Annotated in this window: 18 protein-coding genes; 10 read left to right on the top strand and 8 right to left on the bottom strand. The window is 62.3% G+C overall.

What is annotated here, in order from left to right:
* Positions 1-186: 186 nt before the first annotated feature.
* The 3 genes from pnuC (at position 187) to PspR76_RS16430 (ending at position 2,848) form a co-directional block, all read left to right on the top strand.
* Positions 187-750 (top strand): nicotinamide riboside transporter PnuC, encoded by a 564-nt coding sequence (pnuC, locus tag PspR76_RS16420; RefSeq protein ID WP_159956868.1) that lies wholly within the window; start codon positions 187-189, stop codon positions 748-750.
* A complete protein-coding gene (locus PspR76_RS16425; protein WP_159956870.1) occupies positions 747-1,271 on the top strand; it encodes an AAA family ATPase in 525 nt (174 codons plus the stop codon). Before pnuC ends, PspR76_RS16425 begins: the two co-directional genes overlap by 4 nt.
* A gap of 68 nt (positions 1,272-1,339) precedes the next feature.
* The gene (locus tag PspR76_RS16430) at positions 1,340-2,848 is read left to right on the top strand and encodes an FAD-dependent oxidoreductase (RefSeq protein WP_159956872.1); all 1,509 of its coding nucleotides are present in this window, start codon (positions 1,340-1,342) and stop codon (positions 2,846-2,848) included.
* Positions 2,849-2,939: 91 nt separating this feature from the next.
* On the opposite strand, the gene ggt is transcribed toward PspR76_RS16430, so the two are convergent.
* The gene (gene ggt, locus PspR76_RS16435) at positions 2,940-4,664 is read right to left on the bottom strand and encodes a gamma-glutamyltransferase (RefSeq protein ID WP_159956874.1); all 1,725 of its coding nucleotides are present in this window, start codon (positions 4,662-4,664) and stop codon (positions 2,940-2,942) included.
* A 159-nt stretch (positions 4,665-4,823) separates the two neighbouring features.
* Here ggt and PspR76_RS16440 point away from each other — a divergent pair, with 159 nt between their 5' ends.
* A complete protein-coding gene (locus PspR76_RS16440; protein WP_159956876.1) occupies positions 4,824-5,471 on the top strand; it encodes a TetR/AcrR family transcriptional regulator in 648 nt (215 codons plus the stop codon).
* A gap of 131 nt (positions 5,472-5,602) precedes the next feature.
* Here PspR76_RS16440 and PspR76_RS16445 read toward each other — a convergent pair whose 3' ends face one another.
* From PspR76_RS16445 to PspR76_RS16460, 4 genes are all read right to left on the bottom strand, one after another.
* On the bottom strand, positions 5,603-9,130 hold the full coding sequence (locus PspR76_RS16445; protein ID WP_159956878.1) for a molybdopterin cofactor-binding domain-containing protein: 3,528 nt from the start codon (positions 9,128-9,130) through the stop codon (positions 5,603-5,605).
* Positions 9,127-9,618, bottom strand: a complete 492-nt coding sequence (locus tag PspR76_RS16450) for a (2Fe-2S)-binding protein (RefSeq protein WP_159956880.1) — start codon at positions 9,616-9,618, stop codon at positions 9,127-9,129. Before PspR76_RS16450 ends, PspR76_RS16445 begins: the two co-directional genes overlap by 4 nt.
* Before the next feature lie 259 nt (positions 9,619-9,877).
* Entirely contained in the window at positions 9,878-10,312 is a 435-nt protein-coding gene (locus PspR76_RS16455; protein WP_159956882.1) for a MarR family winged helix-turn-helix transcriptional regulator, read from the bottom strand.
* Between the two features lie 188 nt (positions 10,313-10,500).
* The gene (locus tag PspR76_RS16460; protein WP_159956884.1) at positions 10,501-11,553 is read right to left on the bottom strand and encodes a 2,5-dihydroxypyridine 5,6-dioxygenase; all 1,053 of its coding nucleotides are present in this window, start codon (positions 11,551-11,553) and stop codon (positions 10,501-10,503) included.
* A gap of 307 nt (positions 11,554-11,860) precedes the next feature.
* Between PspR76_RS16460 and PspR76_RS16465 the strand changes: the two genes are divergently transcribed.
* The 6 genes from PspR76_RS16465 (at position 11,861) to PspR76_RS16490 (ending at position 17,908) form a co-directional block, all read left to right on the top strand.
* Complete coding sequence (locus PspR76_RS16465; protein WP_159956886.1) at positions 11,861-12,994, top strand: FAD-dependent monooxygenase; 1,134 nt, start codon at positions 11,861-11,863, stop codon at positions 12,992-12,994.
* Positions 12,991-13,788, top strand: coding sequence for an alpha/beta fold hydrolase (locus tag PspR76_RS16470; protein WP_159956888.1), 798 nt, complete (start codon positions 12,991-12,993; stop codon positions 13,786-13,788). The genes PspR76_RS16465 and PspR76_RS16470 overlap by 4 nt, the downstream gene beginning before the upstream one ends.
* Before the next feature lie 14 nt (positions 13,789-13,802).
* A complete protein-coding gene (locus PspR76_RS16475) occupies positions 13,803-14,555 on the top strand; it encodes a maleate cis-trans isomerase family protein (RefSeq protein ID WP_159956890.1) in 753 nt (250 codons plus the stop codon).
* A gap of 11 nt (positions 14,556-14,566) precedes the next feature.
* Positions 14,567-15,199 (top strand): N-carbamoylsarcosine amidohydrolase, encoded by a 633-nt coding sequence (locus tag PspR76_RS16480; protein WP_159956892.1) that lies wholly within the window; start codon positions 14,567-14,569, stop codon positions 15,197-15,199.
* A gap of 293 nt (positions 15,200-15,492) precedes the next feature.
* Entirely contained in the window at positions 15,493-16,803 is a 1,311-nt protein-coding gene (locus PspR76_RS16485) for an MFS transporter (RefSeq protein WP_159956894.1), read from the top strand.
* A gap of 28 nt (positions 16,804-16,831) precedes the next feature.
* Complete coding sequence (locus PspR76_RS16490; protein ID WP_159956896.1) at positions 16,832-17,908, top strand: nucleoside hydrolase; 1,077 nt, start codon at positions 16,832-16,834, stop codon at positions 17,906-17,908.
* A gap of 40 nt (positions 17,909-17,948) precedes the next feature.
* Here PspR76_RS16490 and metC read toward each other — a convergent pair whose 3' ends face one another.
* Genes metC through PspR76_RS16505 form a run of 3 tightly spaced genes read right to left on the bottom strand, consistent with a single transcriptional unit; the run spans position 17,949 to position 21,930 of the window.
* The gene (metC, locus tag PspR76_RS16495) at positions 17,949-20,648 is read right to left on the bottom strand and encodes a cystathionine beta-lyase (protein ID WP_159956898.1); all 2,700 of its coding nucleotides are present in this window, start codon (positions 20,646-20,648) and stop codon (positions 17,949-17,951) included.
* A gap of 27 nt (positions 20,649-20,675) precedes the next feature.
* Positions 20,676-21,323 (bottom strand): glutathione S-transferase family protein, encoded by a 648-nt coding sequence (locus tag PspR76_RS16500; RefSeq protein ID WP_159956900.1) that lies wholly within the window; start codon positions 21,321-21,323, stop codon positions 20,676-20,678.
* 13 nt (positions 21,324-21,336) lie between these two features.
* A complete protein-coding gene (locus tag PspR76_RS16505) occupies positions 21,337-21,930 on the bottom strand; it encodes a cysteine dioxygenase (protein ID WP_159956901.1) in 594 nt (197 codons plus the stop codon).
* Between the last annotated feature and the right edge of the window lie 8 nt (positions 21,931-21,938).

A 21,938-nucleotide genomic window follows, 5' to 3' on the forward strand; every position in this document is an offset into this window, starting at 1 on the left:
GAGGACTTTTTGGTTACTTTTTGGTCCCTCAAAAACTGACTCGCTGTAAGAGCGAAACCATAAGCGGCCGTTACCGCAGCAACGGATATGTACTCAATCCACCTAACAACCCAACCCATCACCGATTGAAGATTCCCGACCGTTGGTTACAATCACCGCCCTCTCCCACTCTCCCAAGGAACCGCCATGTCCGGGCTTGAATTGTTCGCCGCCGCCCTGGGGGTGATCGCTGTCTGGCTGACGGTCAAACAAAACCCCTGGTGCTGGCCCATCGGCCTGGTCATGGTGTTGCTCTACACTTGGGTGTTCTTCGACGTAAAACTCTACTCCGACATGCTCCTGCAAGTGGTCTACGCCGCGCTGCAACTCTACGGCTGGTGGCAATGGACCCGCGCCGGTGCCGTCAAGCAAGGCCGTCAGGTCACCAGCCTCGGCTGGCCTGCGATCATGACCAGCCTGTTCGTCGGCGCCGTATTCAGCCTGCTGCTCGGCGCCGCCATGGCCCACTGGACCGACGCCGCCCAACCGTGGCTCGACGCCGCCCTCACCGGCTTCAGCCTGGTGGCGCAAATGTGGATGGCGCAAAAACGCGTGCAGTGCTGGCCGCTGTGGATCGCCGTGGATGTGATCTTCGTCGGGCTGTTCCTCTACAAAGGCCTGTACCTCACCGCCGCGCTCTACGCCCTGTTCACCGTGATCGCCGTGCAAGGCTGGCGTGAATGGCGCGCCGACCCGGCGTTGCACGCATGAAAGTCGTGGTACTGGCCGGCCCCGAGTCCAGCGGCAAAAGCTGGCTGGCGGCCGAACTGCACGCGCACTTCGGCGGGCTGATGGTCGGCGAATACGTGCGGTATTTCATCGACCATCACCAGCGCGACACCACCTTGGCGGATATCCCGGCAATCGCCCGTGGCCAATTGGCCTGGGAAGACGCCGCCCGCGCCGAGCAGCCCGACTTGCTCGTCCTCGACACCCATCTGCTGACCAACAAGCTGTGGAGCCAGACCCTGTTCGGCGACTACCCGGCGTGGCTGGACGATGAACTGCTGGCCCGGCATTACGACCTGCACCTGCTGTTGTCGCCGGAAGATGTGGAGTGGACCGCCGACGGCCAGCGTTGCCAACCCGAGTTGGCGGATCGCCGGGCGTTTTTCCAGGGCAGCCTGGACTGGCTCGAACAGCATCAACAGCCCGCCGTGGTGATTCGCGGTCATTGGCAGGAGCGCCGCGCCAAAGCCTTTGATGCGGTCACCCAATTACTGGGCAAGTAATACCGACCATCGGGTCAACGCAGTTCCTGTCCCTCAGCGCCAGTCAATCTTCTAAAGGAGATTGGCCTATGAACATGCGCATCGTTGCCCGCCTGATCAACTTGCCGGAAAACCGAGGTGTTCGCGTCACCACGGCAGAACGTGCGCTCTTGCTGGTGCGTGTCGGCGACCAGGTTCGCGCCTTCCAGGCGCAATGCCCGCATGCAGGTGCGCCGCTGGAGAAAGGCGTGATCTGCAACGGCCGGATTATTTGCCCGTGGCACAAAGCGGCATTTGCCGTGGACAGCGGCGCGGTGGTGGAGCCGCCCGCACTGCTCGGGCTCAAGCAGTACCCGGTGCAGGTTCACGATGGCGTGGTCAGTGTCGGCGACGAACCCATGCAAACGTCGACCCCGACAGCGCAGGCTGAAGATCGCTGTGTTGCTGTGATCGGCGCCGGCGCGGCAGGCACTGCTGCCGTGGCCGCGTTACGTCGGCAAGGCTTCAGTGGACGCTTGCTGTGGATCGACCGGGAACAGGCGCCCGCCTACGACCGCACCGCCCTGAGCAAATTCGTGATCGCCGGTGAAATGGCGCCCGCCGATACACCGCCATTGCTGGACGCTATGCCGAACAGCATCCATGGCGAAGTGCAGCGCCTGGACGCACACGCCAAACGCATCGAACTCGCCGACGGCCGCCACTTCGACTACGACGCGGCGCTGATTGCCACCGGTGGCGCAGCGCAGCCGCTGGACATCCCCGGCGCCGTCCTCAGTAACGTGTTTGTGCTGCGCAGCCGCGAAGATGCCGCGCGCATCGACGAAGCAGCCAAATCAGCCGCGTGCGCGGTCATCATCGGCGACAGTTTTATCGGCCTGGAAGCCGCATCCGCCCTGCGCCAGCGCGGCTTGGTGGTGCAAGTGGTCAGCCGTCATCAGGTGCCCCTCGCGGCGCAGTTGGGCAAGCGCATCGGTGCGGCGATCCGCCAACTGCACGAAGACAACGGTGTGATCTTCCACAGCAATACCGAACCCGTGCGCCTCGACGGCCACGGCACGGTGAGCACCGTGCTGCTGAAAAACGGCAAGCGCTTGGCGGCGGATCTGGTGATCATGGGCGTTGGCGTCAAGCCTGCCACCGGCTTTGTCCACGGCGTCGACAAGGCCGAGGACCAGTCGCTGAACGCGAACAGCCAACTGCAAGTGGCGCCTGGCCTATGGGCGGCCGGCGACAACGTGACGTTTGCCTGGCAACAGCAGCCCACGCGTATCGAACACTGGCGCGTGGCCCAGCAATTGGCCGTGCTGGCCGCGCGCAATATGCTCGGCGATACCCAGGTTTACGCCGACGTGCCGTTCTTCTGGACCTACCACTTCGACAAAACCTTTGAAGTGCTCGGACGCGCGCAACAGTGGAATCGCCTGCACATGGAAGGCGACCTTCAACGCCACGCTTTCATTGCGCTGCTCTGCCATGACGAGCAGGTCGAAGCCGTGGTTGCCTGCGAGCATCAGCAGGCCATGGCGCGCCTGTCGCAGCGCATGCAACAACCGCTGGGCAAGGCCGAAGCCTTGGCGATCATTCGCGCGTGCTGACGCTTTTTGCGTGTGCTCAGATTCAGGGTGCGGGGTTCTTCCAGGGCTCTAGGAGCGAGCCCTGGAAGGCGTGCGCAGGTTTAATCAGCGATTAGTAACCCAGCGACAACCCGGTATTGCGACGCGGGTCGTTAGCCCCGTAGAAACGGTTGTTGCCCACCGGCTTGCCACCCAAAGACGGTGCGCCCACCAGGATTGCGGCCAGGTGGTTGGCGTCCTGCGGACCGGCAAACTTGTGGCCCCAGCTTTCCAGAATTTTCTGGGTGTCGGGGCTGACCGCGAAGGTCTCGAGGTTGGTGGTTTCCGGCATCCACTGCTGGTGGAAACGCGGCGCGTCGACGGCTTCCTGGATGTTCATCTTGTAGTCGATGACATTCAGGATGGTCAGCAAGGTGGCGGTGATAATCCGGCTGCCACCTGGCGTGCCGACGACCATTACAGCCTTGCCGTCCTTGGTCACGATGGTCGGGCTCATCGACGACAGCGGCGCCTTGCCGGGTGCGATGGCGTTGGCTTCGCCCTGGACCAGGCCGTACATGTTCGGCACGCCGACCTTGACGGTGAAGTCGTCCATTTCATCGTTGAGGATCACCCCGGTCTTGCTCGCCATCACGCCGGCACCGAACCAGTCGTTGAGGGTGTAAGTGACCGATACCGCGTTGCCCCACTTGTCGACGATGGAGTAATGCGTGGTGTTGTTGCCTTCATGGGGCGACACACCCGGTTTGATCGCCTGGGAATCACCGGCCTTTTGCGGCTCGATGGCGGCGCGCAGCTTGGCCGCGTAGTCCTTGTCCAGCAGGTGGGCAATCGGGTTCTTCACAAAGTCCGGGTCGCCGAGGTAGCTGTTACGGTCCACGTAGGCGTGGCGCATCGCTTCGATCTGGTAGTGCAGGCCTTGGGCCGAGTGATAGCCGAGGTCGGCCATCGGGTAGCCTTCAAGGATGTTCATGATCTGGCAGATCACCACGCCGCCCGAGCTTGGCGGTGGTGCCGAGACCACGTGGTAGCCCCGGTAGTCGCACTCGATGGGCGCCAGTTCACGGGTCTTGTACTTGTCGAGGTCAGCCTGGGTGATGATGCCCTTGCCGGCCTGGCTGGAATCCACCAATGCCTTGGCGACCCAACCTTTATAGAAGCCGTCGGTGCCCTTGGCGGAGATTTCCTTGAGGGTCTTGGCCAGGTCTTTCTGCACCAGTTTTTGCCCGACCTGCAGCGGTTGGCCGTTGTGCAGGAAGATCCCGCGCAGGTCTTTGTCTTTTTCAAACTCGCCGGTGGCGGTGTGCAGCAGGTCGATATCGCCCTGCTCCAATTCGAAGCCGTTTTCCGCCAGCTTGATCGCCGGGGCAATCACTTGGGCGCGCTTGAGGGTGCCGTATTTGCTCAGCGCGGTTTCCATGCCGGACACCGTGCCGGGCACGCCGACCGCCAGGTGGCCCTTGGCGCTGAGGCCGTCGATGACCTTGCCGTCTTTGTCCAGGTACATGTCGGCGGTCGCCGCCAGTGGGGCTTTTTCGCGGAAATCGAGGAAAGTCTTGCGCCCGTCCGCCAACTGCACGGTCATGAAACCGCCGCCGCCCAGGTTGCCGGCTGCCGGGTACACCACGGCCAGCGCGTAGCCCACGGCCACGGCCGCATCCACCGCGTTACCACCGGCCTTGAGCACGTCGACACCCACATGAGTGGCCAAATGCTGGGCGGTGACGACCATACCGTTTTCACCGGCCACCGGGGCCTGGGACGCGGCGTGTACACCGCTGACCGTCAACACCAAGGCGGTCGCGATTAAGGTACGGCTGAAAGGTTGGTATTTCATCCATGGCTACTCTAGTTATTAAGACGCACCAAAATAGCCCGACTTGGGTCCAACCCCCAGCGCAATGGCGTTTTTGTTACAGAACTTGTCGGTCACAGAACGGCCGAGAAAATGCCCATGCTATATTTCGCGCCCAGACTGGCTGCAAGGCGCGTGGAAATGGTGATCAAGAAGACCGGCATTCGGGCTCAACAGGCCGACCAGACGCGTGCGCGCATCTTGCAGGCGGCGGTCAAAGTGTTCACCCGCGACGGCTATTCCGGTGGGCGCGTCGACAGCATCTCCAAGGAAGCCGACTCCAACGACCGCATGCTTTATTACTATTTCGGCAGCAAGGAACACCTGTTCATCTGCGTGCTGGAACACATCTACGAGCAGTTCAACAAAGCCGAAAGCAAACTCAAACTGAACCTGGAAGCGCCCGTGCAGGCGTTGCAGGATTTGGTCGCGTTTATCTGGAATTACTACGTCAAGCACCCGGAATTCGTGGCGATCCTGAGCATCGAGAACCTGCACCAAGGCAAACATGCCCAACAGTCCGGCGAGATGCGCCGATTGTCGGGCGAAGCGGTTGGCGTGTTGAAGCCGATCATTGAAGCCGGCCAGGCCCAGGGTGTGTTTCGCCAGGACATCGACCTCAAGCACGTGTACTTGATGATCGCTTCGCTGTGCTACTTCTATAACTCCAACCGGCATACGCTCAGTTCGTTTTTGGGTGAAGACCTGGCAGCTAAGGGGCAGCAGCAGGATTGGCTGGGGTTTATCACTGATTTGGTGCTGAGGGGTGTCTCCCCTAACTCATTATAGAAAACGGCTCTGATCCCTGTGGGAGCTGGCTTGCCTGCGATGGCGATGTGTCAGGTAGTATTTTCGGTGCAGACACACCGCTATCGCAGGCAAGCCAGCTCCCACATTTGATCTTCACCGGTTTTGGAATATCAGTGGGTACCCGGGTTGGCCCGCAAGTGCGCCACCTTCTGCTCCAAGCCCTTCCACTGCGGCGCATTCGGCGCAAATTGCCCGCGCAAGTACGCGACCAAATCCGCCACCTGCGTATTCGACAAACTGTCCTTGAACCCTGGCATATACCCCAGATCCTGGGTCGCCGGGTTGCTGATGCCTTGCAAAATCACCTTGATCAAATTATCCGGCTGATCGCTGTGCACATTGGTATTGGTCGCCAATGACGGGCTGACCCCAAACAGTTTCGGCCCCAGGCCATCGGCGTGACAGGCCTTGCACGAACCTTCGAATATGCGTCGACCATTCGGATTGGGCACCGTCGCTGCCGCCACGGTTTGCGCCTCAGCCGTCGCCTCGCCGTTGAGCGACGCCAGGTACACCGCCATCGCGCGGATATCTGCCTTGGGCAACTTCGCCAGTTCACTCACCACCGGCCCCATCGGGCCTGCCGCCACGCCATGGGCGTCGGAATAGCCGGTGCTCAAATAGGTGAACAGCTGGTCTTCAGTCCAGGGCGTCGGCGCCTTGGACAAACCCGTCAATGCCGGCGCTTCCCAACCATCAACACTGCCGCCGGCCAGGAAGGCCTTACCGCCCTTCTCCGCGCCCATCAGGTTGCGTGGCGAATGGCATGCCGCGCAGTGTCCCAGGCCATTGACCAGATAATTACCGCGATTCCACTGCTCACTGCGCTCGGGCTGCGGCGTGATTTCACCGCGCCTTAAATTCAGCGCATTCCACCCCGCCATCAACGGCCGGATATTAAACGGGAAGCGCATCGCATTCGGCGTCGGCGCCTGGCTCACCGGCGCCTGCGACATCAGGTAGGCATACAGCGCCTGCATGTCCGCCTCATTGATATTGCGAAACGCCGTATAGGGAAACGCCGGGTACAAATTACGCCCGTCACGCCCAATCCCGTCGCGCATCGCCCGCTCGAACGCCGGGTACGACCAGGCGCCGATGCCGGTCTGCACATCCGGGGTGATATTGCTGCTGTACAGCGTGCCGAACGGCGTTTGCATAGCCAAGCCACCGGCATTGGTGGCACCGCCCGGCGCCGTATGGCACACCGCGCAGTCGCCCACCGCCGCCAGCAAACGCCCGCGCTCCAGGGTGGCCTTGGACCAGGTGCCGGCGCTGGGTGGCGCAATCGGCGCGATTTCATTGTGGAACGGCCAGGCCGTGGCCAGCACGGCGCCCAACGTTGCGAACAGCGCGCCGAACCACCACTTTCTACGTTTCTGCGGCGACTTGGCCGGCTCGCCCAGCGTGCCGGCATTCAGCGCCGCCAACACCCGTTCAGGGGTGATCGGCAACTCGCGAAAGCGAATGCCGGTGGCGTCGTAGATCGCATTGGCAATCGCCGCCGCGCTCGGCACCGAGGCCGACTCACCGGCGCCCATCGGCGGCTGGTCCTGGCGCGGCATCATGAGCACGTCGATCTGCGGCACTTCGGGGAACGTCAGGATCGGATAACCGCCCCACTCCTTGCTCGCCACCGTGGACTCTTCAAAGGTCACGCGCTCCTTGAGCACGCGGCTGGTGGACTGGATCACATTGCCGTGAATCTGATGCTGCACGCCGGCCGGGTTAATCATCATCCCCGAGTCGTGGCCGATCACCACCCGCGTCACCGACACGTCACCGGTGTGTTTGTCGATGGCCACATCCGCCACCCACGCCGCCCACGCCGCGCCGAAGCCAGGGAACTTGCTGTGGATGTAGCGCGCGTAGGCGAAGCCGCGCCCACGCAGCAAATGATCTTCGTTAGCGGTTTGCATCGGCGCCGTGCGCGGTGACCATTTCGCCCGTTCGGCGGTGGATTTCACCAGGTCGATGGCGCGCTCGTCCTTGAGGTAGCGCAGGCGGTATTCCACCGGGTCGACACCCGCCGCGAAGGCCAGTTCGTCGATATAGGATTCATGCGCAAAGGTGTTGGGCAACGCCGACACCCCGCGCATCCACGAGGCGCGCACGATGGGCGCCATGTCGTTGATGGTCACGCGCATATTGTCGATGTCGTAGGGCGGGATCGAAGTGCGGTCGCCCATCTCGAACATCGCTGCCACCGGCTCGACGCGCCCGGTGAGCAACAGCGCCAGGGTCGGCGCGCCGTTGGACGGGTAGCTGGTTTCAAAATCGTAGGCGGCGATGCTGCCGTCGGCGTTGAGGCCGCCGTCCACCTCCATCAACTGCGCGGTGCCCTTGGGCTCCCACAGGTGTTCCTGTTCGCGGGTCAGTTGCACCCGCACCGGCTTGCCCACGGCGCGGGATAACAGCAAGGCATCCGCGCAGACGTCATCCGCGCAATTGCGCCCGTAACAGCCGGCGGCTTCCATGCGGATCACGTCGATCAGGGTTTCATCGCACTCCAGCAGCCACGCAAGATCAGCACGCAGCAGGTGCGGGTTCTGGCTGCCCGACCACACGCGGCTGCCGGCTGGAGAGTAATCCGCCACCGCGCAGGACGGGCCAATCGAACCATGCATTTGATACGGCCACAGGTAACTGCGCGGCATGCGCTGGGCGGCAGCCGCCAGTGCGCCGTCGACATCGCCCTGGTCCAGCACTGTGCGGCGCACGCGAGGGTTGTCGCGGATGGCCTGCTCGACGTCACTCATGTCCGGCAAGGCGTTGTTCCAGGGTTTCCAGTGCACCTGCAACTCATGGGCGGCCTTGATCGCCTGTTCTTCGCGCAGCGCGACCACGCCGACAAAATCCCGAATCACCACCACCGCGACAATCCCCGGGATATGCGCGATGGAAGCCTCGTCCACATTCAACAGGCTATTGCCGACAAAATCCCCGCAGTCCAAACCGGCATACGGCGGGCGCACCACGCGGCCGTGGAGCATGCCCGGCACACGCATGTCGTGCACGTAGGTCAGTTCACCGGTGGCCTTGCCGGGGATGTCCACGCGCGCGGCGCCCTTGCCGACCAGGCGGTAATCCTCGATGGCTTTTAACGGTGCGTCGCCGCTGATGCGCAGCTGATCATGTTGGCCGCTGACCAATTCACCGTAAGTGGTGGTGCGTCCGTCTGCCGCCTGGATAATGCCGGCCTCGACCTTGAGGCTGCCGGTGCTTACGCCCCAGCGCCCTGCCGCCCGCGCGAGCAAAAAGCGCCGCGCCTCGGCGGCCGCGTTACGCAGCGGGATCGCGGAAATCTGCAAGGTCGCGCTGGCAATGGTCGCGCCCTGGTTCGGCGCGCGCTCGGTGTCGCACAGGACCATCTTGACCTGATCCATGCTCAGGTCCAGTTCCTCGGCAACGATCTGCGCCAGCGAGGTGCGAATGCCGGTGCCCAAATCCACATGGCCGTTGAACGCGTAGACCAAGCCGTCATCGTTGACCGCGATAAACAGCCCCAACTCCTTGGGCTTCACGGTCGGCGTGCCGCCCTTGGCCACCGGGCCGGACGGCGGCAGTACGTCATCGACGATCAACAACACGCCGGCCTTGGCCAGCCATTGTTCGCGGGAAAGTGCAGTGTCGGTCATGGTTGGCCATCCACGGTCAGGAGGTGAGCGGCACGCAGCACGGCGCGCAGGATTTCGATATGGGTGCCGCAGCGGCAGAGGTTGCCCGAGAGCTCATTGCGGATCTCGGCTTCGCTGGGGTTGGGGTTGCGGTCGAGCAAGGCCTTGGCGGTCATGATCATGCCGTTGAGGCAGTAACCGCATTGCGCGGCCTGCTCATCAATAAACGCCTGCTGCACCGGGTGCGGTGCCTGACGGCTGCCGAGGCCTTCGAGGGTGACGATCTCACGGCCAACTGCACCCGCCAGCGGGAACACACAGGACCGCGCGGCCACGCCATCGATGATCACGGTGCACGCACCGCACTCGCCCAGGCCGCAGCCGTACTTGGGGCCGTTGAGCGCCAGGTCATTGCGCAGCACCAGTAACAGTGGTGTATCCGCCATGGCGCTGACTTCGCGGGTATGGCCGTTGACCTCAAGGGCTACCGTGATGGAGGGGCTGATCATTCGCTTCGCCTGTGTCAGTTGGTGAAGCAGCTACTACACGAAACAGTCAAAAAAAAGCATCGCGGACCTGGGGCCTCGCGACACACTTGAATGGTGAAATGGCTACTACATCAACACAGAGCAAAAACGATGCCAGCAGCTGTACGCAAAACCTGTGGCGAGGGAGCTTGCTCCCGCTGGGTTGCGAAGCGACCCCAAAAGATGGGCCTGCTGCGCAGTCCAGCGGGAGCAAGCTCCCTCGCCACAAGGAATCGATGGGTCAGTCTTGCGGATCGTCAATCATCTTGCGCAACAGAAACAACACCGCCACGCGCTCGGCCGGGTTGAGGTTGCTCATGGTCAGTTCGCTGATCTGCGCGGCACGCGGTGCGGTTTGCGCGACCAGTTCGGCACCTGCGGCAGACAGGTCCACCACCACCTTGCGCTTGTCTTGCGGGTCCGGCTCCAGGGTAATCAGTTCCTTGGCCTTGAGCCGCTCGACGATGCCGCGAATGGTTGCCTGATCGACGGCGGTGGCCTTGACCAGTTCGGTGAGGGAACTTGCACCGTGATCGCGCAGTGCACACAGGGTGACGAACTGCACGGCGGTGAGCTGGGAGTCGCCGACATTTTGCTGAAAGATCGCCAAGTGGCGCTGGTAGGCCTTGCGCAGCAGGTGGCCAACTTGTTCAGAGAAAACGTAGGAATCAGGCACGGCGGGCTCGGTGGGTGTGGAGATTGGGAAGGCATGATGGCGGGGATGGTGAATCGACTCAAGCCTCTCACTGCAGGAACACAAGCAAAATGTGGGAGCTGGCTTGCCTGCGATAGCGGCGGATCAGGCAGCCGGGATTTGACTGATAGACCGCTATCGCAGGCAAGCCAGCTCCCACATTGGGATTTTCAGCGGGCCAGGGAGGCTGCTGGGGCGACTACGTCACCGGCGATAACCACCGCCTCATCATCCAGATACACATCACAATTGCGCAGCGGAATATCCATATGGCACGGCGTCTTGCGCGTCCCGCCCACTTCGGTATTCGGCCCGGTGGAGAACAGGAAATTGCCATAAAACGCCCGCGCGTCCATGCACATGCCGTCGTTCTTGTCATGCAAGCCCATGGCCGTCCATTGCGCACGGGGCTGCAGGCCCCAGCCGATGTGGGAGATGCCGTACACCTCGGGGTCGTTGAAATACTTCATGTAGTCGCGCAGGTACTCCGCTTCAAAGCCCCCGTGGATCCTGGTGATAAAGCCCTTCTCGATCTCCAGGGTGATCTTCTCGCGGGTGTAGGTCTTGAACGGTAGCAGGATGTCGCCAATATCCAGCACCAGCACGCCATCGGCGGTTTCTTCGTTGGGCCACGAGAACAGGAAACCACTGGGCCAATGGTCCCAACGCCCAGGCTCATCGGCAAACCCGTATTCGGTCACCGACGGGTACTGCCCCAACGCCGCGCGAAAATCACTGCCGGCGCGGGATTTGACGTGGATCGAGCGGGCCTTTTTCAGTAACTGTTCGGCGGCCAGCACGCTCACCTTGTCTTCTTCAGTGGGCAGCATGCGCGCCAGCACTTCCGGCGGTTCCACGGCCAGCAGGATGCGCGTGCCGGTCTTGAGGATCTGCTCCTGTTCCGGCGAGTGCAGCAGCATCATCGTGTCGACGATCAAGTCGGCCGCTTCCAGCGCACGTTGCGCGGCGATATTGCCGGTCAGCGCGGTGTCGCCGCAGTAGGCGGTCATGTCATTGCCCATCGCCCGTGGATGGTTGAACGACGGCAATTCCACCGCATACACCTTGGCCCCCAGGCGCTGCGCCGCATCCATCGCCGCGCGCACGGTGCGCGGGTCAGAATAATGGCTCTTGAGCACGGCGACGCTCTGGGTCGGGTCGACCTTCGACAGCTTCAGCACGTGTTCAAACATCTGGGTCAGTTCGCAATCGCTTACCGGCATTTTCCTGTCTCCTGTGGGGCTGCACCAAGTTCATGCATCGCGCTTCACTCTAGTGCATTCTTATAGCGTATACGCCAATTAATAACGATAAGACCTGAATTGCAGGCGGACTGCAAGCGGCGCGCCAATTCGTTACCTATCGAAACAAACCCCGTATTTATTGGCTACTCAGCGTTACACGGGATAAATACGGCCAAAAAATATATTTTTCAAAGCAGGCTTCCCATTTCAAAAAATGAGCGTATACACTTTAAAAACCTTGCGGACAGACGCCGCCTGAAATCAAAAAGAGAGAGGATCACGCCCCATGGGAAGCACGCAAAAAATCGCCATTGTCGGTGCCGGCCTGGGCGGCGCCGCTGCGGCCACCCTGTTGCAGCAAGCCGGTTTTGACGTAGACATCTACGAACAGGCACCGGAGTTCTCCCGGCTGGGTGCGGGGATCCACATGGGCCCCAACATCATGAAAATCTTCCGCCGCATGGGCATCGAAAAGCAGCTGGACCTGATGGGCTCGCACCCCGAGCACTGGTTCAGCCGTTGCGGCGAAACCGGCGACTACCTCTCGCGCATCCCGCTCACCGGCTACGGCGCGTCCTACATCACCGTGCACCGCGGCGACCTGCACGCCTTGCAGATGTCGACCCTCAAGCCCGGCACCCTGCACTTCAACAAGCGCCTGGAAAGCCTCGAAGAGACCGACACCCAAGTACGCCTGACCTTTGCCGACGGCGAAGTGACCTACGCCGATATCGTGATCGGCGCCGACGGCATCAATTCGAAGATTCGCGAAGAACTGCTCGGCGTGGAAAAACCGCTGTACAGCGGTTGGGTCGCACACCGTGCGCTGATCCGTGGCGACCAGTTGGCCAAGTACGACTTGAAGTTCGAAGACTGCATCAAATGGTGGACCGAAGACCGCCACATGATGGTGTATTACACCACCGGCAAGCGCGACGAGTACTACTACGTGACCGGCGTGCCCCATGCCGAATGGGACTTCCAGGGCGCGTTCGTCGACAGCAGCCGCGAAGAGATGTTTGACGCCTTCAAGGGCTATCACCCCACCGTGCAGGCGCTGATCGAGTCCACCGAAAGCGTGACCAAATGGCCGCTGCGCAACCGCAACCCGTTGCCGCTGTGGAGCCGTGGCCGCCTGGTGCTGCTGGGCGACGCCTGCCACCCGATGAAGCCGCACATGGCCCAGGGCGCCGGCATGGCCATCGAAGACGCCGCGATGCTGACCCGCTGCCTGCAGGAAACCGGCATCAGCGACTACCGCACCGCGTTCCAACTCTACGAAGCCAACCGCAAGGAGCGCGCCTCGCGCGTGCAGGCGGTGTCCAACGCCAATACCTGGCTGCGCACCCAGGAAGACCCGGACTGGGTGTATGGCTACGACCTGTATGCCCAGCCGCTGAAATCGGGGGTGGCCGCGTGAGCACCTTTCTCTACGGCGGCAATGTGCAGGCCAACGGCATTCGCCAACATTACTTGCGCTACGGCGGTAAAGGCACGGCGCTGATTTTGATCCCGGGCATCACCAGCCCGGCGATCACCTGGGGATTCGTCGCTGAGCGCCTGGGCGCGCAGTTCGACACGTACGTGCTGGATGTGCGCGGGCGCGGCTTGTCGTCCACCGGCCCCGAGCTGGACTACAGCGCACACACTTGCAGCGATGATATTGGCGCGTTCGCCGATGCCCTCAATCTGCACAGCTACCACCTGGTCGGCCATTCGATGGGCGCGCGTTTTGCCGTGCGCAGTGCGGTGAAACATCCGCAGGGCGTCAACCGCGTGGTGCTGATCGACCCGCCGGTGTCCGGCCCCGGTCGCCGTGAATACCCAAGCAAACTGCCGTGGTATGTCGACTCGATCCGCCAATCCCTGATCGGCATGGACGCGGAGGCGATGCGCGCCTTCTGCGCCACCTGGACGCCAGAGCAACTGCAACTGCGCGCCGAATGGCTGCACACCTGTTTTGAGCCCGCCATCGTGCGCGCCTTCAATGACTTTCACACGGTGGATTTCCACCAGGACCTGCCCCACCTCAAGGCCCCTGCCCTGTTGATGGTGGCCGGGCGTGGCGGCGTGATCCTCGATGAAGACGTAGCGGAAATCCAGGACCTGCAACCGGGCATCCAGGTCGCCCGCGTGCCGAATGCCGGCCACATGATTCCGTGGGACGACTTCGACGGCTTCTTCCACGCCCTCGGCGACTTCCTCACCCAATAAGAACGGAGACCACCATGCACAAGCCTTACCGCATCGGCCAAATCGTGCCGAGCTCCAACACCACCATGGAAACCGAGATCCCGGCGATGCTCACCGCACGCCAGGCGATTCGCCCCGAGCGCTTCACCTTTCACTCCAGCCGCATGCGCATGAAGCAAGTGCGCAAAGAGGAACTGGCGGCAATGGACGGCGAGTCCGACCGTTGCGCCATCGAGCTGTCCGACGCCAAGGTCGATGTGTTGGGTTACGCCTGCCTGGTGGCGATCATGGCCATGGGGCTGGGTTATCACCGCAATTCCGAACAACGCTTGCGCAAGGCCACCGCCGATAACGACGCGAACGCACCGGTGATCACCAGCGCCGGCGCACTCATCGAAGGCTTGAAAGTGATGGGCGCCAAACGCATCGCCATCGTCGCGCCGTACATGAAGCCGCTGACCGAGTTGGTGGTGAACTACATCCGTGAAGAAGGCTTTGAGGTGGTGGACTGGCGCGCCCTGGAGATCCCCGACAACCTCGAAGTGGCGCGCCACGACCCGGCCAAGCTGCCGGCCATCGTCGCCGGCATGAACCTGGAAGGCGTCGACGTGATCGTGCTCTCGGCCTGCGTGCAGATGCAGTCGCTGCCGGTGGTGGCCAAGGTTGAAGCGCAAACCGGCAAACCGGTGCTCACCGCCGCCATCGCCACCACCTACGCGATGCTCAAGGCTCTGGACCTGGAGCCCATCGTGCCCGGCGCCGGCGCCCTGCTTTCCGGCGCTTATTGAGGATCTTAGCGATGAGCGAACAATCCGCCGACGCCAACTACCAAGGCGTCTGGGGCAACCGCATCGGCTTCGGTAAAAAAGCCGCGCTGCTGATGATCGACTTCATGCAGGGCTACACCACCGAAGGCGCGCCGCTGTTTGCGCCGGGCGTGGTCACAGCCGTGGCGGAAAGTGTCGAGCTGCTGGCCACTGCGCGCGAACACGGGATTGCGGTGGTGCACACCAATATCCGCTACCATCCCGGCCATTTCGCCGACGGTGGCATCTGGGTCAAGAAGGCCCCGGTAATGAAAGACATGGTCGAAGGCAACCCCCTCGCGGCGTTCTGCACCGAGGTGTTGCCCCAGGCCGATGAAGTGGTGATCACCAAGCAGTACGCCAGTGCGTTTTTCGGCAGCAGCCTGGCCCCGATGCTGCACGCGCAAGGCATCGACACCCTGGTGCTGGCCGGCTGCTCCACCAGTGGCTGCATCCGCGCCACCGCGGTAGATGCGGTGCAACACGGGTTTCGCACCATCGTCGTGCGCGAATGCGTCGGCGATCGACACCCGGCCCCCCATGAAGCCAACTTGTTCGATATCGACAGCAAGTATGGCGACGTGGTGAGCAAGCAGGAGGCGTTGAGCAAGTTCAGGGAGCAATAACGATTCACCGAGAACCACGACAAAGAGCGTGGTCCGGAAAAAACTGAGCGTCTCCCACTTTGGAATGCAATCGAATGTGGGAGCGGGCTTGCTCGCGAAAGCGGTGGATCAGTCAGTACAGGTTTAACTGACAGACCGCATTCGCGAGCAAGCCCGCTCCCACACTTGATCTCATCCAGCAGGGGAAATCTCAGTCTTCTGACACTGCCTTTGGACGTCGCTTCGACAGCACTCCGAAGTGCTGGAACAAAGCGGCTGTATAAAAACCATAAGTCACCGCCAGGAGACACCCAATGCCCATTGCGAATGCAGCACCCGCGACCAGCGTCGCCGACCCCGTCACCACGCTCTACCACAAGGTCACCTGGAAGCTGATTCCGTTCCTGTGTTTCTGCTACCTGGCCGCTTACCTCGACCGCATCAACATCGGCTTCGCCAAACTGCAGATGCTCGACCAGCTGCACTTCAGCGAAACCGCGTTCGGCCTCGGCGCCGGCTTGTTCTTCGTCGGCTACATCATCTTTGAAGTGCCGAGCAACCTGGTACTGGAGCGGGTCGGCGCAAAAATCTGGATCGCGCGCATCATGATCACCTGGGGCCTGCTCTCGGCCTGCACCATGCTGGTCACCTCAACCACGCAGTTCTACATCCTGCGCTTTCTGCTCGGCGCCGCCGAAGCCGGGTTTTTGCCGGGTGTGTTGTATTACCTGACCACCTGGTTTCCGACCCATCGGCGCGGGCGCATCATCGCGCTGTTCATGATCGGCCTGCCGCTGTCCAGCGTGATCGGCGGCCCGCTGTCCGGCTGGATCATGGGCCACTTCGACACCGTGGGCGGCCTGCGCGGTTGGCAGTGGCTGTTCCTGATCGAAGCGGTGCCCAGCGTGTTGCTCGGCGTGCTGACCTTCTGGGCGCTGCCCAACACCTTCCAGCAAGCCAAATGGTTGTCCCAGGACGAAAAAGCCCTGCTCGAAAGTGAACTGCGCAAGGACGAAGCCGATGCCACCGGCAGCAAGCACAGCTTCCGTGACGGCTTCTTCAACCTCAAAGTGTGGATGCTCGGCGGTATCGACTTCTCGATCCTGCTCAGCGCCTACGCCATGGGGTTCTGGATGCCGACGTTCATCCGTAACGCCGGGGTCACCGATACCTTCCATATCGGCGTGCTGACGGCGTTGCCCAGCGTCGCCGCCCTGCTGGGCATGCTGCTGATCGGCGCCAGCTCCGACAAACATCGTGAACGCCGTTGGCACATCATCGTGCCGTTTTTCATCGGTGCGGCGGCGATGGCCACCAGCACCTTCTTCACCCATAACGTGGCGGCCACCGTGGCCCTGTTCGCCATCGCTTCGGCCGCGATCATCGGCGCCGTGCCGGTGTTTTTCAGCCTTCCGGCGACCTTTCTCAAAGGCACCGCAGCCGCCACCGGGTTTGCCCTGGCATGCTCAGTGGCGAATATCGCCGGCCTGGTCAGCAACTCGTTGATGGGCGTGGCGATTGACGTCACCGGTAGCAGCGCGGGCGCCTTGTGGTTTTTCGCCGGCTGCCTGATCCTCAGCAGCTTCCTGGTCATCGCCTTGCCGGCGAAACTGGTGAACCGTTAACAACAACAATTTTTGCGGATGAATCACCATGCAAGGTTTTCTGAAAAGCTGTGCGCTGCTTGTCGCGATCGGCCTGTGTGCCGGCACCGTGCAAGCAGCTGAAAAAGTCATCTTCGACACCGACTTCAATGTGCTCAACGATGACGGCCAGGCCTTTATCATGCTCGCCCAGTTGCATGCGCAAAAACGCATCGACTTGCTCGGCATGACCCTGGTCAGCGGCAACGCCTGGGTCGACCAGGAGCAGGTCGACGCCCTCAAGGCCGTAGAACGCATGGGCGTGGAAAAAGAGGTCGGCGTCTACTCGGGCGCCGCCTACCCGCTGCTGCATGACTACGCCACTTATGAGGCAGAGAAAGCCCTGTTCGGCTCGGGCTGGCCGGGCGCGTTCAAAAACCCGCGACCTACTTCGCCCGCGCAATTGGTCGCGCCACCGGACGGCCTGGCTACCCACACCCAACTGCGCAGTGAGACCGCCGCGCAGTTCATCGTGCAAAGCGTACGCGCCAACCCGCACCAAGTGACGATTCTGGCGGTCGGCCCACTCACAAACATCGCCCTGGCGATTCGCTCGGCGCCGGACATCGTGCCGCTGATCAAGCGCATCGTGTACATGGGCGGTGCCCTGGAGATTCCGGGCAACACCACGCCGGCGGCGGAGTTCAACTGGTGGTTCGACCCGGAGGCGGCGAAGATCGTGTTGCGCTCACCCATCGAGCACGTGATTTTCCCGAACGATGTGTGCGAGAAAGTCACCTTCGACAAATCGGTGTACCAGCGCGTGATTGCACAGAAAGGCGCGATTGCCGACCTGTACAAGCATGAGTTCGGGCCGCTGTTCGACAAAGACCCGAGCTACCACAGCTTCACCTGGGACAGCCTGCCGGCGCTGTTCCTGGTCAGCCCGGAGATTGTCACCGAGTCGCGCGATTTATGGGTGGACGTGGACGCCACCTTCGGCGCCGACTACGGCCGCGCACTGGGCTACAAGAAAGGCGCACCGGTTGGCACACAGAAGGCCAAAGTGGTGTTTGGCGTGGATCAGAAGAAATTCTGGGACGGCTACGTCAACCTCGTGACCCTGCCGACGCCGGTCAAACACTGACCGGTGGATCGCTCCCACTTTGCGTGGGAGCGATCATCACTCAGCCTGCCAGGGCAAACCCGCGCTGCAGATCCTCGATCAGCGCCGCCACATCTTCCAAGCCGATGTGCAAGCGCACCACCGAATTCAACGCCCGATCCGCCGCACTCTCACGGTCCTGGGTGTCGGCGACGGTGACCAGGCTTTCATAGCCGCCCCACGACGCGCCCAAGCCAAACAGCTGCAAAGCATCGATAAAACGCTCAAGGTAAGCCGCGTCTGCATTCGCCAATTCAAACGACAACAAGCCATTGCTGCCGGTGAAATCCCGACGCCACAGCGCATGCCCCGGATGCCCAGGCAGTGCCGGGTGGAACACGCGCTTTACCTGCGGCTGCGCCTGTAGCCACTGCGCGATTTCGAGCGCCTGGCGCTCGTGGACATCCAGGCGTGACGCCAAGGTGCGTGCGCCACGCAGGATCAGGTAGGCATCGTCGGCGCTGACCGAATTGCCGAAGGTGTCGCTCATTTTGCCCAACGCCGGCCAGGCCGCTGCGGTGGTGCACACGCTGCCCATCATCACGTCGCTGTGGCCGCCGAGGTATTTGGTCAGGGCCATGATCGAGATGTCCGCACCCAATGCCAGTGGCCGGTACAGGTAGCCCGAGCCCCAGGTGTTGTCGACGGCCAGCAAGATGTTGCGTGGTTTGCACAACGCCGCGATCACAGGCAGATCGCACAGCTCATACAACAGCGAGCCCGGCACTTCGGCGTAGACCAGTTTGGTGTTGGCTTGCAGCTGTGCCTCCAACCCCGTCCCATCGGGCGAGAAGTAGCTGACTTCTATGCCGAACGGCTGCAGAAATTCACGCGCCAGCTTGCGCACCGGCGAATACACCGCATCGGTGATCAACACATGATCGCCGGGGCGCAGGTAGGCCAGGAACACCTGGGCTGCTGCCGCCAGGCCGGTGCCGTAGAGCCGCGTGCGATAGCCGCCTTCCAGCTCGGTGACCAGGTCTTCCAGTGCGTGGGACGTGGGATTGCCGCGCGCACCGTAGGTCAACACGCGCTCGCTGTCGCGTCGGGCGCGGGCGTCGCGCATTTGCGCGAGGTTATCGAACAGCACCGTGCTCATGCGCGTGATCGGCACATTCACTGCGCGGCCGCCGTGGCCCTTTTCGCTCCGCGCGGCGTGGATCAACCGCGTGCGCACGCGTGACGGCGGCGTGAGTGGCTTGAGGCTGGCGATTTCGGCTTCGCTCATTTGCGCCAACAGGCCGATTTCCCAGGCCAGATACTGGCGCGCGGCATCTTTGTTGCCGCTGTGGCGGTCGTGGGTAAAGAACAGGAAGTCGATGCACTGCGCGTCGGGCAGGGTTTGCGCGCCTTCGTTAACCGGCAGACCGGCCGCGGCCCAAGCCGCGAAGCCACCGTCCAGCAACCTTGCCGACACGCCTTCGGCAGCAAAGGCGGCCAACGCAGGGTCATCCGCCACCAGCACCAGCGACCGATGATCGGTTTTCAACAGTGATCGAATCGACCACTGCGAACCGGCGATATGCCCTTTGCGAAACAGCATGCTCGGGCGCAAATCGATCAGGTTGACGTCGTTCAATTCCAGCGCCAGTGCCTGGGCACTGATCAGCGGCAGCGGCTCGTATGCCACCGGCTGCAACACCGGCAAGGCCAGGCCGCTGGCGATACCGCCCTCCAACACATACGCCTCATGCCCCAATTGGCGCAGCCAACTGGCCACAATCGGCGCGCGTACGCCGTCGCTGTCCACCAGCACCACCCGCGCCTGACGCACGCCGATGTACAGGTCGGTGGACTGGATCAACTGCCCGCCCGGCGTGTGTTGCGAGCCCGGCAAGCTGCCAACGGCAAATTCTTCGGCGGTGCGCACGTCGCACAGGAACAGGCTGCGCTGCGTGTCACTCGCCCACTGCCGAACCTGCTCGGCCGAGACACTCACCACGCCTGCGCGCTCGGCCAATTGCCGCGCGGCCTGGCGCTGTTGAGTCAGGTCCGTGCTGACCTGCTCGTGGTAACGTCGGGTGCTGCCGTGCTCTAGCTGGAAGTCTTCCAGGTACCAGCCTTGCGTGCCGTTCTCCAAGGCATAGATCGGGTTTTTCAGGCCGAGGTTGATCAACGTCTGCGCGCCGATAATGCTGCGGGTGCGCCCGGCGCAATTGACCACAATCGGCGTGGTTTCATCCGGCACCAGGTCATGCACGCGATAACCCAACTCGCCATTCGGGCAGCAGATGGAACCGGGAATGGTCATCTTGCGGTATTCATCGAACGGCCGCCCGTCGAGCACCACCAGCGGCTCGCCACGCGCCTGCCACTCGGCCAATTGCCGCGCAGTGACGTGGGGCGTGTGGCTGGCCTCTTCGACCAACTCGCCAAAAGCCTTGGACGGTACATGCACACCGGCAAACAGTTGCAAACCGGCCGCTTGCCAACCGTCGGCGCCGCCCGCCAATACATGCACCTGACTGTAGCCCAGCGCCTGCAGGCGCGCGGCCGTGCGGGTCGCCACCTCACCGCCGTCCTGATCGTAAATCACCAGGCGCACCTGCGGGTTGGGCGCCAGGCGGCGTACTTCCAGCTCCAGGCGGCTATAGGGCAGGTTCACCCCGTGGAACAGGTGGGCTTCGCCGTATTGCCCGTGTTCGCGCACGTCGAATACGGCGATTTCCTGCCCGTCGAACAGCCATTGCTGCAGTTGACGTGGGGTGATGGTCTGGCTCATGGAAGTCCCAACAAAGTAAGAAAAGAGTTACTGCAACGCCAACGAGCGCTCGCCCGCTGCGACTTCGCGACCTTTGGCATAGGCACGCTGCACCGCCGGCCGCGCTTTGATGCGCAGGCGCCAGGCCTGGATATGCGGGTAGTCCGCCAGGTCCTGGCCTTGGCGCAGCGGCTGAATCCACGGGAATATCGCCATGTCGGCCACCGAGTATTCACCGGCCACAAATGGCACTTCAGCCAGGCGCTGCTCCAGCACGCGGTACAGGCGCGTCGCTTCGGCATTCAGCAGGTCGAGGGCGAACGGGATCGGCTCCGGCGCTTTCTCTTTGAACACCTGCAATTGGCTCAGGTACGGGGTGATATGCCCGACTTGCCAGAACAGCCACTCCTGCACGTTTTGCCGCTCGGCAGTGCCGGCTGGCGGCAGGAATTGCCCGGCGCTGTCGGCCAGGTAGTTGAGGATGGCGCCGGATTCGAACAGGCTCAGCGGTGTCTCGCGGCGATGGTCGACAATCGCCGGGATTCGCCCGTTGGCGCTGATGAGCTGGAAGCTGGCAGCCTTCTGCTCGCCTTCGCGGATGTTCACCGGCAGCAGGCGGTATTCAAGGCCCAGCTCTTCGAGCAGGATGCCGACTTTCAGGCCGTTGCCGGTTGGCCAGTAATACAGGTCAATCATAAAAACCTCGCCCTCAGTACGCGCGAATCGACGGCGCCATCTGCGAGGCGTTGTAGTTGAGGATGCGCCCGTCGGCTTCCACGCCGTAACGGCCATTCAGCGATTCCAGCGGCAAGCCGTAGAGGTGGAAGTGCAAGGTCGCCTGCTCGCCTTCGACCTTGATGCCATGCAGGTCTTCACCGAGGAACGAGATCGACGTACCCGGCTGCACGATTACTTGTTTTTCCAGGGTCAGGCTGGTGAAACCCGGCTCGCGGCCTTGATCATTGCGTGCGTAAACGTAGTTGATTTCCTGGCCTTCGATGGCGCTGATGATCGCCCAGGTTTCATGGTTGTGGGGGATCGTGCTTTTGCCCGGCAACAGCGAGTTGAGGTACAGCGTCGGGGTGTCGCCGTCGTCATTCAGGCGATAGCGGAACGCGGTACTGCCCTGCCTCGGCACCGGCGCGGGGAATGCGTCGAAGTTGAACAGGTCGCTGCGCTCGGCCAGGTTTTCCAGCAAGCCGACGATTTCCACCAGGGCCGCACGGTCTACGCCGCGCTGATTGATGACGCGGATTTGCTGCAAGAACGCTTCGATGACAGCAGCACGGTTTTCGCTACTCATGACGGTTT

The sequence above is a fragment of the Pseudomonas sp. R76 genome (assembly GCF_009834565.1).
GTDB lineage: Bacteria > Pseudomonadota > Gammaproteobacteria > Pseudomonadales > Pseudomonadaceae > Aquipseudomonas.

What these genes read in the sequence shown, in the direction of transcription:
- PspR76_RS16480 (WP_159956892.1), top strand. Translation starts at nt 14,567, where the DNA reads ATGAGCGAACAATCCGCCGACGCCAACTACCAAGGCGTCTGGGGCAAC.
- PspR76_RS16425 (WP_159956870.1), top strand. Translation starts at nt 747, where the DNA reads ATGAAAGTCGTGGTACTGGCCGGCCCCGAGTCCAGCGGCAAAAGCTGG.
- metC (WP_159956898.1), bottom strand. Translation starts at nt 20,648, where the DNA reads ATGAGCCAGACCATCACCCCACGTCAACTGCAGCAATGGCTGTTCGAC.
- PspR76_RS16445 (WP_159956878.1), bottom strand. Translation starts at nt 9,130, where the DNA reads ATGACCGACACTGCACTTTCCCGCGAACAATGGCTGGCCAAGGCCGGC.
- PspR76_RS16475 (WP_159956890.1), top strand. Translation starts at nt 13,803, where the DNA reads ATGCACAAGCCTTACCGCATCGGCCAAATCGTGCCGAGCTCCAACACC.
- PspR76_RS16440 (WP_159956876.1), top strand. Translation starts at nt 4,824, where the DNA reads ATGGTGATCAAGAAGACCGGCATTCGGGCTCAACAGGCCGACCAGACG.
- pnuC (WP_159956868.1), top strand. Translation starts at nt 187, where the DNA reads ATGTCCGGGCTTGAATTGTTCGCCGCCGCCCTGGGGGTGATCGCTGTC.
- PspR76_RS16485 (WP_159956894.1), top strand. Translation starts at nt 15,493, where the DNA reads ATGCCCATTGCGAATGCAGCACCCGCGACCAGCGTCGCCGACCCCGTC.
- PspR76_RS16505 (WP_159956901.1), bottom strand. Translation starts at nt 21,930, where the DNA reads ATGAGTAGCGAAAACCGTGCTGCTGTCATCGAAGCGTTCTTGCAGCAA.
- PspR76_RS16490 (WP_159956896.1), top strand. Translation starts at nt 16,832, where the DNA reads ATGCAAGGTTTTCTGAAAAGCTGTGCGCTGCTTGTCGCGATCGGCCTG.
- PspR76_RS16450 (WP_159956880.1), bottom strand. Translation starts at nt 9,618, where the DNA reads ATGATCAGCCCCTCCATCACGGTAGCCCTTGAGGTCAACGGCCATACC.
- PspR76_RS16500 (WP_159956900.1), bottom strand. Translation starts at nt 21,323, where the DNA reads ATGATTGACCTGTATTACTGGCCAACCGGCAACGGCCTGAAAGTCGGC.
- PspR76_RS16465 (WP_159956886.1), top strand. Translation starts at nt 11,861, where the DNA reads ATGGGAAGCACGCAAAAAATCGCCATTGTCGGTGCCGGCCTGGGCGGC.
- PspR76_RS16430 (WP_159956872.1), top strand. Translation starts at nt 1,340, where the DNA reads ATGAACATGCGCATCGTTGCCCGCCTGATCAACTTGCCGGAAAACCGA.
- ggt (WP_159956874.1), bottom strand. Translation starts at nt 4,664, where the DNA reads ATGAAATACCAACCTTTCAGCCGTACCTTAATCGCGACCGCCTTGGTG.
- PspR76_RS16460 (WP_159956884.1), bottom strand. Translation starts at nt 11,553, where the DNA reads ATGCCGGTAAGCGATTGCGAACTGACCCAGATGTTTGAACACGTGCTG.